The sequence below is a fragment of the Mycobacterium kyogaense genome, from assembly GCF_003254575.1.
GTDB classification, from domain to species: domain Bacteria; phylum Actinomycetota; class Actinomycetes; order Mycobacteriales; family Mycobacteriaceae; genus Mycobacterium; species Mycobacterium kyogaense.
On sequence record NZ_QJUA01000001.1, the window covers coordinates 181,625 to 193,741 of the forward strand.

A 12,117-nucleotide genomic window follows, 5' to 3' on the forward strand; every position below is an offset into this window, starting at 1 on the left:
CCGATCCCATGGCGACACGGACAGGTGACCCGGAGTGCATGCGAATACTCCACGCGGTCACATTGCTCACCCCGGACGGTGCGTACGGCGGACCCGTGCGGGTCTCGCTCAATCAGGCCTCGGCACTGCGCATCCGCGGTCACTCGGTGACACTCGCGGCGGCGGAGCGAGGGTTCGACGTGAGACCCACCTGGGCGGAGGGTAACCCACTTGTCGTCCGGCCCGCTGTGCGGTTGGTCCCTCGCGTCGGGTTCGCAGGTCTGTCTGCGCCCAGTCTCGTGACATGGTTCCTTCGGTCGCACAGCCAGTTCCACGCTGCACACGTCCATCTCGCGCGCGACCTCGTCCTGTTACCACTGGCAGTGGCCATGATGCGGATGCGATTGCCCTATGTGCTGCAGGCCCACGGCATGCTCCTGCCGGAAGCACATCCGCTCGCACCGATGATCGACCGCACGATCGTTCGGAAACTGTTGTGCCAGGCACACGAAGTCTTTTATCTGACGACGGATGAGCGTGACGCACTCGATGAGATCGCCGGCGGGAACGCTCGACTCACCCCGCTCCCGAACGGCGTACCGCTGTATCCGGCGGCGACACACTCGCGGCGGGTACCCGAGGTTCTCTACTTGGCACGGCTCCATCAGCGCAAGCGCCCCGTTGACTTCGTCGCGGCAGCAAAAGAGTTGAACGCGAGAGGGATAACCGCGGATTACACGCTCATCGGGCCGGACGAAGGCGAAGGCAGGAAGGTTCAGGAGCTTGCCGCCCAGGCGCCCAACATCAACTGGGCCGGCCCGGTAGAAAGTGGGGCGGGTCCGGCACGCATGCAGCAGGCATCCATATTCGTACTACCGTCGCTGAGCCCGGAGCCCTACCCGATGGCCGTGCTCGAAGCGATGTCTGTCGGCCTCCCCGTCGTCGTGACAGATCAGTGTGGGTTGGCGCCCATGGTCCGAAAATACGACTGCGGCATCGTCATCGAACCCGGACCGTCGAACATTGCCCGGGCCGTCGACCACCTACTCTCAGCGCCGGACATCGCACGGAGACTGGGTGAACGTGGGCGCAGCGCCGTCAAGCATGACCTCGGTATGTCGTATGTGGGCCAACGGTTGGAGATGAGCTACTCCGCCGCGGCACATTTCCGCAGGTGGCTGCCATGACATTGCGGCATTCCTCGTGGCGATCCGCGATCGTGACTGTGGCGCTGGCATTTCTACTCGTGGCGGCGACGGCCGGGGTAACCGTCGTTCTCACGAGCCGTGGTGGAGAGTCGCTATCCATCCCTGCTGATGGACCGCTGCGCATTTCGGTGATCGGTGATTCGTACAGCGCGGGCTCCGACAACGACGTGACATGGCCGTCGCTGGTTGCCGCCGCATCCCCGCTCAGCATCTCCAATGTTGCAGTGGCCAACTCCAGTTATGCCGGCCGTGCGGGGCAGAGCGGACACTTCGCCGACCAGGTCGACAAGGCCCTCGCCTCCAAGCCTGATGTGATCGTCGTCTTCGGTGGTGTCGGCGATGTGGCGCTTCCCGACCAACAGATCACTCAGTCGGCCGTCGATCTGTTCACCGAACTCAGCAGACGAGCCCCCGACGCCTCGCTCGTCGTGTTCGGTCCCATCTGGCATCAGCACCCGGTGCCTGGTGTCTTCATGACACTCGACTCGGATATCGCGAAAGCTGCCAACGGCACTCACACAACCTATGTGTCTCTGATCGAGGAGAAATGGCTTGCTGCCGACGGTTTGATGCGGCGGAATGTGGCACCGACCGACGAGGGTCAGTCCGTGCTGGCACAACGCTTGAGGCCACTTCTCCTGGCACAGATCCGCGGTGCCAGCAGGACGGTCGTCCCATGATCGCCGGATTCCACGGTTGCGTCGCGATGCCCCGTCGATCAACGATTCTTCTCGTCGTCCTCTCGATCGCGGCTGCCATAGCTGTCCCTCGTGTCATCCTGGACGGATCTGCAACGGGCTCAGACGGGCCACCACTGCAGACCATCGCTGCTCCACCCACCCTGCCGAGTCGGGTGGCACCCGCTGTCCTGTTCATCGGTGACTCGTACACCAAGGGTCCGACCACGCCGGATCTGAGCTACGGCTGCCTGACGGCGACGGCACTGGGGTGGGAATGCAACATCGCTGCGGAGGGCGGAACGGGCTACCTCAGCGGGGGCCCCGGACATCGTCTCGAGGTCACCCAACCCGACTTGCCGTCCACATCGTTCGTAGAGCGGTTACCGCGTCTGCGAGAGATGTATCGGGCGGACGTGGTGGTCCTCGACGGTGGCCGAAATGACATGCAGTTCGCGACCTCCGACGTCGATCCGATCTTCGCCTACACCGTGAAGCAGGTCGTCGAATCCTGGCCGAACAGCCACGTCATCGTGATCGGACCATGGTTCCTCAACGAGCCGGTGATCAGGCCGCCATCTCTGGCGGGGGAGACGATAGGCCACGAGTTCCGGTCGGTTCTTCGCTCCAACCCCGAGTTCGACGATGTCGAATTCATCGATCCTGGAGCGCTGGGCTGGTTCGTCGGTATCGACACATCGCCGTACGTGGGCGACGACGGGATTCACCCCACCTTCGCCGGAGTGAAGAAGATCGCTGAGCTGCTGACCAGAGCATTGAAGGCGCAGGGGGTCACGCATCCATCATGAACTCGACTCTGACTGATTACGTGTTCGTGCTCCGGTGCTGGTGGCGGATCCCCGTCGCGTTCACCCTGCTGTCGGTTCTCACAACAGCGTTGTTCTTCATCGCGAAGCCGCCCGAATATGCTGCCAAGGCAGTGCTTTTCGTGACGACCCCTCGGGACGACGAGCGGAGCTTCTACGAGGGGGACGACTATGCCAGGCAGCGAGCCGACACCTACTTCGCCCTGAGTAGGAGTCCGGAGATCGCCAAGAGGGTGATCGACGACCTCGGAATGGACATCGCCCCAGAGGAGATGATCGACCGCGCCAACCTCTCCCCGGTCCATGACACCGTGCTCTTGCAATTGACGACGACGGGTGACACCCCGCTGCAGGCCCAAGCGATAGGCAACGCTTACATCGAGGAGCTTCGCCGAAGTATCAACGCGCTGGAAACGGTGTCGGCGGGATTGGCTCCCCGGGTGGACTTGATTCCCGTGAGGGCGCCGTCCTCGGAGGGACGGGCCGGGATGTTGCCGCTCGGGCTGGTCCTCGGCATCGCAGCAGTCATCGGCCTGATCGCCGGTGCTTTCGTCGCCGTGGTCGTGGCCCTCCTCGACGGGCGGATTCGTCGCCCCGAGGATGCCGCGGAAGCCACAGAGACTCCTGTGCTGGCGACTGTCCGTTCGGTGCCGTGGCAGTCCCCGGAATCTCGACCGTGGGACGAAGAGTCCGGCCGGCAGCTTCGAGGCACCTTGGACCGGCTCGCGATCCTCGGATCAAAGGTCATCATGGTGGCCTCGGCCGAACGAGCCGCAGGAAAAACCGGCATCGCCCTGATCGCGGCACGAGCACTGGCCAGCAGAGGTTCCACCGTCGCCATCGTCGACTTCGATTCGCGAAGCTCTCAGTTGGCCCGGGCTCTCGGGCTGGACGACGCGCAGACCGTCAGCGGGCTCGTCCACGGCGGTGCGTCGCAGCACCAGTCGCGGATCGCTGTGCAGACGATGGCTTTCGCGCAGTGGCGCGGAATCACCGTCATCCCGTTCGGTCCGAACGAGGGAGACCCGGGAGCGACAGCTGATCACCCGGGCACGGCGCGAATGTTCGACGAACTCCGCAGCAGATACGACTGGGTCATCGTGGACACCCCCGCGGTGATCGAGTTCAGCGATGCAGTGCGATTAGTTCGACACGCCGATGCCGTCGTGCTTGTCGCCAGGGCGCGACAGACCACATTCGATGCGTTGCGTTCGGCATGCCAACAGTTGACGCTCGCGGCCGGACAGGTGCTCGGGGTGGTGTTCGTCGTCCAGAGCGCTCCCGCGCAGCGACGAGGTCGTCTGGGCCGCAGCGAAAGTCCCGTCGACGACGCCGCCGGATCGTCCGGCCGGCAGGCATTCCCAACTTCGATTCCAACGAGGAGACCGTGATGGACTTCCAGACCGTCGTCAGCGCGATACGGCGTAGGTGGTGGGTACTCGCGATCACCGCGCTCATCGGAATCTTCGTCGGGAACCTGTGGAGCAGTCACGAGGTTCGTGAATACACCGCGACGACAAGACTGTTCGTCGCGGCCACCGGCGGGGGCAACAGCTCATCTGAGGCCTACTCCGGCGGCCAGTTCTCAGAGCAGCGCGTTCAGTCATACGCACAGATGATCTCTGGTCAGCAATTGACCAGGCGCGTCATCGACAGATTGCATCTGCAGTTGTCGGCCGATGAGCTGTCGTCGAGGGTGAACGCTGCCATCGTGCCGCGAACGGTGCTCCTCGATCTGTCCGCAACCGATCCGTCTCCTGAACGCGCCACGGAAATCGCGAACGCGCTGGCGGAAGAGTTCATCCAGTACGCGGGTCCGCTGGAGACGCCGGTCGGAGAGAGCACGCCTCGCGCGACGATCACAGTGGTGAACCGCGCCCAGATACCGACGACACCGAGTTCTCCGAATGTCGTCACGAACGCCGTGTACGGGTGCATCGGCGGCCTGATGATCGGCCTGCTGTGCCTTTCGTTGATCCCTGTCATATCGCGACGCATCACTTCGGCCGAAGAACTCGGCCGGCTCACGGGTGCACCTACTTCAGGCCCTCTGCTGGTGCCTGATCCTGACGCCTCTCCCCAGCACAACCTGTTCGACACCTCGTGCTCTGAGGAGTCAGAGGGTCTTCGACGCCTCCGGGTGCAGCTGGATGCGCATGATCCAGCGCCGCAGGTCCTCCTCGTAGCACCGGCTACCGCTGGTCGAGCAGCCGTCGCGCTCGGAGGCGGTATCGCTGCGGCATTCGCCGAAACGGGACGCAGCACCGCACTCATCAGCGCAGATTCCTCACTGGACGCCACCTGGTTCGGCGTGGCAGGTGACAGCCCGGGACTGACAGATCTGCTCGGCGGCCGTGCAGGATTCGATGACGTGCTCCACAGCACCGTCCGTCCCCGGTTGTCCGTCGTCACTCACGGCGGGAGCCATGCCATCGAGGCGTTGCTCTCATCGGCGGCGATGAGCGCTTTCGTCGACGACCTTCGCAAGGAGTTCGATCGCGTGGTGATCGTGACCGGGTCCGTGAACGACAGCAGCGCTGCGTCGGTCTTGTCAGCGGTCGTCGATGCCGATCTGTTGGTTGTCGACACGTCGAGGTCACACCGCGGAGACGTGACCAGAGCCATCGGCGAACTCACCGCGGCGCGGGCTCATCTCCTGGCCGTGGTGATGGCCAAGGTAAAGGCCCCCGAGCATCTCCAGCAGACGTCGAAAGGCTTCCGATGAACGAGCTGGCCTGTGTCGACCGGATTCCCGGCACGATGTCGGAGCCGGGCCGCCGCTTCTCCCTCGATGGGTTCACCGGGCGGGGATACGAGCGCGGCCGCAGCATCGGCGTCCAGGTTCTGTGGCTGATTGCACGAGAAATTCTGATGAAGTGGTGGTGCCCCAACCGATTTCGAATCATGGTTCTTCGGATCTTCGGTGCCAGAATCGGTGCCGGAGTCCTGATTCGACACCAGGTCAAGATCCACTGGCCGTGGAAACTGGAGGTCGGAGCCAACTCGTGGATAGGCGAGGAGGTGTGGATACTGAACCTCGAGCGCGTGACGATAGGGTCCAACACCTGCATCTCCCAGGGAGTGCTCATCTGCACCGGAAGCCATGACCGACGCAGTCCCACATTCGAATTCGACAACGCTCCCATCGTCATCGGAGATTCTGTGTGGGTCGCGACGCGTGCGACCGTCCTGCGAGGGACATGCATCGGAGACGGTGTCACCATCGGAGCAACGGTGGTGGCGAGCGGCGATGTGCCCCCCGAGACGACCCTGCTTGCGAGCGAATCGCGCGTCCAGCGTTCCTGAACCGAACGAGAGGCAACTGTGTACAACGAACCCAAGATCTACGTGGCCGGACACCGCGGCATGGTCGGATCAGCCATCACGCGTCGCCTCCTCGAGGAGGGGTACGCCCATGTTGTCACCCGCTCTCACGATGAACTGTCCTTGGACGATGCGGCGGCGGTGGAGCAATTCTTCGCTGCAGAGCGCCCCGATGTCGTGGTGCTCGCTGCTGCGAAGGTCGGCGGCATCATCGCGAACGCGACGTTGGGCGCCGACTTCATTCGCGAGAATCTGATGATTCAGACGAATGTCATCGACTCCGCCTACCGCAACGGAACTCAGAAGTTCATGTTCCTCGGATCGAGTTGCATCTATCCCAAACACGCGGAACAACCGATCACGGAGGAGGCGCTCCTCACCGGTGCACTGGAGGAGACGAATCGGCCGTACGCAGTCGCGAAGATCGCGGGCATCACGATGTGTGAGGCCTATGCGGAGCAATACGGCTTCCACGCATTCGCGGTGATGCCGTCGAACGTGTACGGGATAGGGGACAACTTCCACCCGGAACACTCTCACGTCGTCGCAGGCTTGATGCGCCGTTTCCACGAGGCGAAGCTATCGGGCCAGCCGAAGGTCGTCGTGTGGGGGAGCGGATCACCCCTGCGAGAGCTCATCGACGCCGATGACCTGGCAGATGCCTGTGTCTTCCTCCTCCGCAACTATGACGGCCGCGGCATCATCAACGTGGGTTCAGGGCAGGAGATTTCGATTCGTGATCTAGCACTCCTGATGCGGATGGTCGTCGGATACGACGGCGAGGTCGAGTTCGACGCAACCCGGCCAGACGGCACGCCGCGCAAGCTCATGGACAACAGTAAGTTGAGGGCCCTCGGTTGGCAGCCGACTCTCTCGATCGAGTCCGGGCTGAAGAAAATGTATGCCTGGTTCGTCGAGTCGCACCCCGGCGTTCGTTGAGAAGGAGGCCGGTTCGTGAAGAAGAAGGTCGAGATGCTCGTCTGGCTTCTGCCGGGCAGCGGGCTGAAGAACAGGCTCTTGCGGATGTTCGGCCATGATGTTGCTGCGTCTGCGCACATCGCGCCGCTCCTGGCGGTGAATGTCGGCCGTGCTGTCATCGGTGAGAATGCAATGATCGCTCCGCTGAACATCTTTCGCCGTATTCGCCTGCTGAAGGTGGGCGACGGGGCATCGATCGGATCGCTCAACACGATCTCCGCGCATCCCGCCTATCAAGCGTTGCATCCAGATGTCGGGGTTCTCGTCATGGGTGACGGCGCGATCATCACGAGTCGACACAACATCGATTGCTCCGGAAATGTGGCGCTCGGCGACATGTCTGGTATCGCCGGCCAACGGACCACCATTCTCAGCCACGAGATCGACATCATGCTCGACGTGCAGTCCGCAGGATGGGTCAGCATCGGTGAACGTTCAGTAGTGCTGACCAACTGTCTGCTACTGAAGGGTGCAGTGCTGCCGCCTCATTCGCTGCTGGTCGCGAACTCTATGTTGAGCAGGCCGAGAAAGGCGCATCAAGCTCCCGGTGTCTACGCCGGGTCTCCCGCGGAGTTCATCAGATCGATTTCGTTGGAGGGCGGCAGTTGGTTCGAGCGAGAGGAGAGCGCAACGACGACGCTGAGGGTTGACCTTCCCCGGAGTATGCGGTCGAACGGCAACCGTCGAGGATTCGTCGTCTCACCGGCGCCACCATCAACCGAGGAGGGCTTGGACGGCTGCGAGCGCCGGCTTGGCTGTGAAATCTGATCGGACCAGACCGTAGTTGTATTGCACGTTGCGACTTCCCGTTTCGACATCGCGGAAGTCGAAGAGGAAGATGGGGCCCCCATTGTGAAGAGACCGCAGGTAACTTATCCCGTTGGTCAGGATTTCACTCTGACGCTGCGGGGACACGCCGACCTGCTGACCGGAGAGATCGGGAGCGACAGCTCCGGGGGTGGCGGTCGACGCGCCGAATTCGGTGAACCAGATCCGCTTCCCGCCCTGGCCCTCGTTGGCCATCAGATCGCTGACGTCTTTGATCGCTCGATTCGAGTTCGACGTATCCGACGTTCCTTCGGTGGTCAGGAGCTCCGGTGTGCTGTACGGGTGCATGGCGACCGCGTCGAAGAATTCGCCTGCGCCATTGTCGTACAACCCCCTGATGAAGGTGACAGGCGACATCTCCGTCGGATTGTCCACGGCCGGGGACGTACCGCCGGTGATCACCACGGATTGTGGATCGACACTCTTGATGGCCCGATAGGATTCCTTGAGCATCGACGAGTACAAGGCCAGATTGGGCCCCGGCGCAAAGCTGTCGTCGATGTTCGGCTCGTTCCAGATCTCCCAGCTGTGAATGACATTCGAGTAGCGCTTGGCGGCTTGGGCAACGAAATCGGCCCAGGGGCCCGCGTCGGCCGGTGCCGGGTGGACGAGGTCCCGGTATTGAGGGGGAACGGCCCAGGAGGGCGCATAGGAGAGCACGCCGAGGACAGTCAGGCCTCGGCTGGCTGCGCCATTGACGAGCGAATCCGTTTCAGCCCAGTCGAATCGGCCCGGGGATCGCTCGATGAGGTCCCACTCGATCTGAAGCCGAACGGCACTGAAACGATCGGCTGCAATCTGATCGTATTGTCTGTCTCTGGTAGCGGGGTCGGTCAGCGTGACGGCTGTCACCCCTACGAGGCCCGGCGGCAGTGCCGCAGTCGAGGGCAGGGGCCTCGCGAAAGAATCAGGCGGCCCGACCGTCTGGCATCCGACGATTGCGATGACCAGACCCACGATGACGCCTACGGCCAATCGTGGAACCGGAGCGGGGCGTTGGCCTCTCAGGACATTCACCGTCTGGCTCCCCTTCGATCGACAACCCGAGAGTGCGGCGTCACCGGTTCTCTCCGAGCAAGAATGCCCCGCGGTCGGCTGATCTGCAATGGGCGCGTCGCGCACGCACTGTTCGCCGGCGTCGGACTGCCCCGATGAACGGCGTGGTCACGCAGCCCAGGCTCATCAGCGGTCAGAACGCCGAGAACTCGCTCGTCTCACACGTCGTCGCTCCTTCGCGCGGGTCACTCGAGAGGCGGCGGGAGACCGCACGCCGAGCGCTCACCGTCGTTGTGCTGATCGCGCTGGGTGCGACGACAGCGATTCAGATCCAAGGGTTCACGTTGACGATGCTGGCCCCGATTTGCCTTCTGCTGGCGCCGGCGTTGCTCTTGACCCGCCCGACGCTCGGCCAGTGGCTACCGCTCGTCCTCGCCCTGACCGGATTCGCTGCGTTCTGCATTTCGGCCCAGATCAACCATCTGAGTCTCGTCGATCAGCGAGTGCAGCAGTGGGCGGCGTTCGCGGTCTACTTCGCGGGATTCCTGGTACTCGCCGGCAGGGACCTCCTCCGCATCTTCGCGATCTACTGCGGAATCGCGATCGGCGCAGCGGCGTACAGCGTCTTCCATGTCGGGGCATCCGCCGACACCTATGATTCGACCGCGGAGTTGTGGAAATATGGCTTCGGGCAATGGATTGTGCTCGTCCTGATCTTCTGCCTGGTTCTCATGAAGGTGCCTCTTCCGCTTCAAGCGTTGGCGCTATTGCTCGTCGCGGCCTACAGTCTGAGCGCTGGTTACCGTTCACTGGCGACCAATTGCGCGCTCGCGACCGTGATAGCGCTGGTGGGATGGGTCGCCGGCAACCGAGTTCCCCGATGGGTGCAAGTCGCACTCGTCGCGCTGTCGGGGACAGCAATGTATGCCATCGTGCCACGCCTGGCCGCCGACGGGCTCCTCGGCGATGCGATCGGGCGAAAGACGGAAACGCAACTCGCCGAGGGTGTTCCGCTGATACTAGCCGGGCGGACGGAGTCTCCGCTGTCGATGTCGGCCATCCTCGAGCGCCCGTGGTTCGGCTGGGCCAGTGCGAACAACATCAGCGCGGAGGCTTTCGACCGCGCCAAGTCGCTGGCAATCGCCCTCGGCTTCGATCCTGCCGTACCCATCGAGAGCGGCTGGTACTTCGCCAATGGAGACGTTTCGCTCCACTCCGTGTTACTCGGTGCATGGGCGGAAGGTGGACTCTTCGCCGCGCTGCTTCCGCTGGGACTGATGATCGCGGCGCTGGCCATGATCTGGAACGCGCCTCGATATGGGCGTTGGTCCGTTCTGGTGATTGCCGTGTCGCTGCAGGCGGTGTGGGATCTGCTCTTCTCGCCCTGGTCCTACGGATCCCTTTCGGGCTTCGCCATGCTCGCAGTTGTCTTCGCTGCGAGGCACATGCCCTCGTACTCGAACTTCGACGAGAAGGGTTTTCTCCGTTGACTACCGAACCCAGCGTGAGCGTCATCATTCCCACTGTCGGCAGAGCGAGTTTGCGCATCGCGGTCGAATCGGCGCTGAATCAGACCGTCCCACCCCTCGAGGTCATCGTCGTGGTCGATTCCGACAGCGAACCGGAATTGCCTAACTCCGAGGCTATCCGGGTACTGCGGACATCGGGTGGCGAGGGTCCCGGCCGCGCCAGACAGCTGGGGATCGATTCGGCGAGCGGCAGTATCATCGCCCTGCTCGACGATGACGATTCCTGGAGGAAGGCCAAACTCGAGAGACAACTCGCCGCGGTGCCGCGTCGTCTGGACCGTTGGATCGTTTCCTGTCGGTACGAGCGACGGGCAGACGGTCGCAAGCCGCTGACGATGCCGCGCAGGTTGATCGGTCCGCATGAACGGGTGGCTCCGTACCTGATGCAACTGGCCTCGATGAGACGAGCGCGACCGTCGATCGCGGTGCCGACACTCATGTTTCCCAGGGCGGTTGCAGATGCGGTGCCGCTGTCGGTATCGGCGGGCTCCATCCACGATGACCCTTCGTGGTTGATGAGGGTTCAGCGCGAACTACCCGATCTACCGATCCTTCAGCTTCCTGACTGCCTCGTCGAGGTCAACGTGACGGCCAACTCGGAGTCACGTCCGGGGGTGGATCGGAGTGCCGACTACATCGACTGGGGGAAAAGTGAGCTCGCTGACGAATCCAAGCGCGTGCGAGGTGACTACTTTCTCTACAGCCCCGTCAGTTCGGCGCTCGAAGCAGGCTCGTTCCGGAGCGTTCTTCGATCGATCGTCGCGAGTGTGCGATGGGGTCGCCCAGGGATCTGGGCATGGGTCTACGTCTCGACGGCGACTACACGTATCGCGCTGAGAAAGGTGCGAGGCTCGCTGAGAAGACTGTCGACGGAGAAGGATCAATGAGCTCTGCTCCGACCGTCTCGGTGATCACCATCACCTTGAACGACCTCGACGGTCTCAAGCGGACCGTCGACAGCGTTCGGGCCCAGCGGTACCCGGGACCCGTCGAACACATCGTGATCGACGGTGGATCGGGTGACGACGTCGTGGACTACCTGCGTCAGATCGAAACCGGCTTGGGGTACTGGCAGTCCGAGCCCGATGCCGGGAGGTACGACGCGATGAACCAGGGGATCGCTCGTGCATCGGGAGATCTGCTGTGGTTCCTCCATTCTCGTGACCGCTTCTCTGATCCCTACTCGCTGGCCCACGTAGTGCAGGAGATCGCGAATCGTGGTCCCGTGAGCGACCTGTGGGGATACGGCATGGAAAACCTGATCGGGCCCGACGGGGTCAGCGTCGGGTTGCAGGCACCCATGCCTTTTGACATGCGGAGGTTTCTGATGATCCAGGCGACCATCCCGCATCAAGCAGCCTTCTTTGGATCGTCCCTGGTCAGAAAAATCGGTGGATACGATCTCGAGTTCGACATCGCTGCCGATCAACTTTTCATGCTGCGCGCCGCGTTGGTGCTCGAACCCATCACCATCGAGCGCGTGGTCACCGATTTCGATATCACGGGTGCCGGCTCGGCACGCTCGGTGGATGACGTCTTCGACGACATGCGGAGGATCTGGGACTTGGTCGGCTGCTATCCGTTCGGCGGAAGGCTGACCTCGCGCGCTCTCCTGCGCTGCTGGGAACATGCGGTGAAAGCAAGGATCGCGGTGCATCCAGCAGTGACCGCCATCAGAGCGTGGTCGGTTCGCGCGCTCAGCACCAAGTTCCGACGGAGAATTCCGTGTAGCGAGGCGCCACTGTGACAGTGACCGGACATCGGGTGCTTC

12 protein-coding genes are annotated in these 12,117 nt (G+C 62.9%); 11 read left to right on the plus strand and 1 reads right to left on the minus strand.

Annotated elements, in window-relative coordinates; all coding sequences use genetic code 11:
- The first annotated feature begins 38 nt into the window (after positions 1–38).
- The 8 genes from DMB80_RS00910 to DMB80_RS00945 all read left to right on the plus strand — a co-directional run bounded on the left by DMB80_RS00910 (position 39) and on the right by DMB80_RS00945 (position 7,761).
- Positions 39–1,166 carry a glycosyltransferase gene (locus DMB80_RS00910; protein ID WP_111508146.1) on the plus strand — a complete coding sequence of 376 codons (1,128 nt, stop codon included), beginning with the start codon at positions 39–41 and terminating at the stop codon, positions 1,164–1,166.
- A gap of 59 nt (positions 1,167–1,225) precedes the next feature.
- Positions 1,226–1,867, plus strand: a complete 642-nt coding sequence (locus tag DMB80_RS00915; RefSeq protein WP_162938356.1) for an SGNH/GDSL hydrolase family protein — start codon at positions 1,226–1,228, stop codon at positions 1,865–1,867.
- A gap of 173 nt (positions 1,868–2,040) precedes the next feature.
- Positions 2,041–2,673 (plus strand): SGNH/GDSL hydrolase family protein, encoded by a 633-nt coding sequence (locus DMB80_RS00920; protein ID WP_162938357.1) that lies wholly within the window; start codon positions 2,041–2,043, stop codon positions 2,671–2,673.
- Positions 2,670–4,082, plus strand: a complete 1,413-nt coding sequence (locus DMB80_RS00925; RefSeq protein WP_111508149.1) for a cellulose synthase operon protein YhjQ/BcsQ — start codon at positions 2,670–2,672, stop codon at positions 4,080–4,082. Before DMB80_RS00920 ends, DMB80_RS00925 begins: the two co-directional genes overlap by 4 nt.
- Complete coding sequence (locus DMB80_RS00930; protein WP_162938358.1) at positions 4,082–5,416, plus strand: Wzz/FepE/Etk N-terminal domain-containing protein; 1,335 nt, start codon at positions 4,082–4,084, stop codon at positions 5,414–5,416. The genes DMB80_RS00925 and DMB80_RS00930 overlap by 1 nt, the downstream gene beginning before the upstream one ends.
- Positions 5,413–5,997 carry an LbetaH domain-containing protein gene (locus DMB80_RS00935; protein ID WP_420812089.1) on the plus strand — a complete coding sequence of 195 codons (585 nt, stop codon included), beginning with the start codon at positions 5,413–5,415 and terminating at the stop codon, positions 5,995–5,997. The genes DMB80_RS00930 and DMB80_RS00935 overlap by 4 nt, the downstream gene beginning before the upstream one ends.
- A 42-nt stretch (positions 5,998–6,039) precedes the next feature.
- Positions 6,040–6,954, plus strand: a complete 915-nt coding sequence (locus DMB80_RS00940) for a GDP-L-fucose synthase family protein (protein WP_476703723.1) — start codon at positions 6,040–6,042, stop codon at positions 6,952–6,954.
- Positions 6,955–6,969: 15 nt separating this feature from the next.
- Complete coding sequence (locus tag DMB80_RS00945; protein ID WP_111508152.1) at positions 6,970–7,761, plus strand: LbetaH domain-containing protein; 792 nt, start codon at positions 6,970–6,972, stop codon at positions 7,759–7,761.
- On the opposite strand, the gene DMB80_RS00950 is transcribed toward DMB80_RS00945, so the two are convergent.
- Complete coding sequence (locus tag DMB80_RS00950) at positions 7,708–8,778, minus strand: cellulase family glycosylhydrolase (RefSeq protein ID WP_162938359.1); 1,071 nt, start codon at positions 8,776–8,778, stop codon at positions 7,708–7,710. The two genes, DMB80_RS00945 and DMB80_RS00950, sit on opposite strands and share 54 nt — an antisense overlap.
- Positions 8,779–9,110: 332 nt before the next feature.
- On the opposite strand from DMB80_RS00950, the gene DMB80_RS27940 reads away from it, so the two are divergent.
- From DMB80_RS27940 to DMB80_RS00960, 3 genes are read left to right on the plus strand one after another with little or no spacing between them, the layout of a single operon-like run.
- On the plus strand, positions 9,111–10,307 hold the full coding sequence (locus DMB80_RS27940) for a hypothetical protein (protein ID WP_162938360.1): 1,197 nt from the start codon (positions 9,111–9,113) through the stop codon (positions 10,305–10,307).
- Between the two features lie 14 nt (positions 10,308–10,321).
- Positions 10,322–11,233 (plus strand): glycosyltransferase family 2 protein, encoded by a 912-nt coding sequence (locus tag DMB80_RS27945; RefSeq protein WP_162938361.1) that lies wholly within the window; start codon positions 10,322–10,324, stop codon positions 11,231–11,233.
- Positions 11,230–12,093 carry a glycosyltransferase family 2 protein gene (locus tag DMB80_RS00960; RefSeq protein ID WP_111508154.1) on the plus strand — a complete coding sequence of 288 codons (864 nt, stop codon included), beginning with the start codon at positions 11,230–11,232 and terminating at the stop codon, positions 12,091–12,093. Before DMB80_RS27945 ends, DMB80_RS00960 begins: the two co-directional genes overlap by 4 nt.
- Positions 12,094–12,117: the final 24 nt, after the last annotated feature.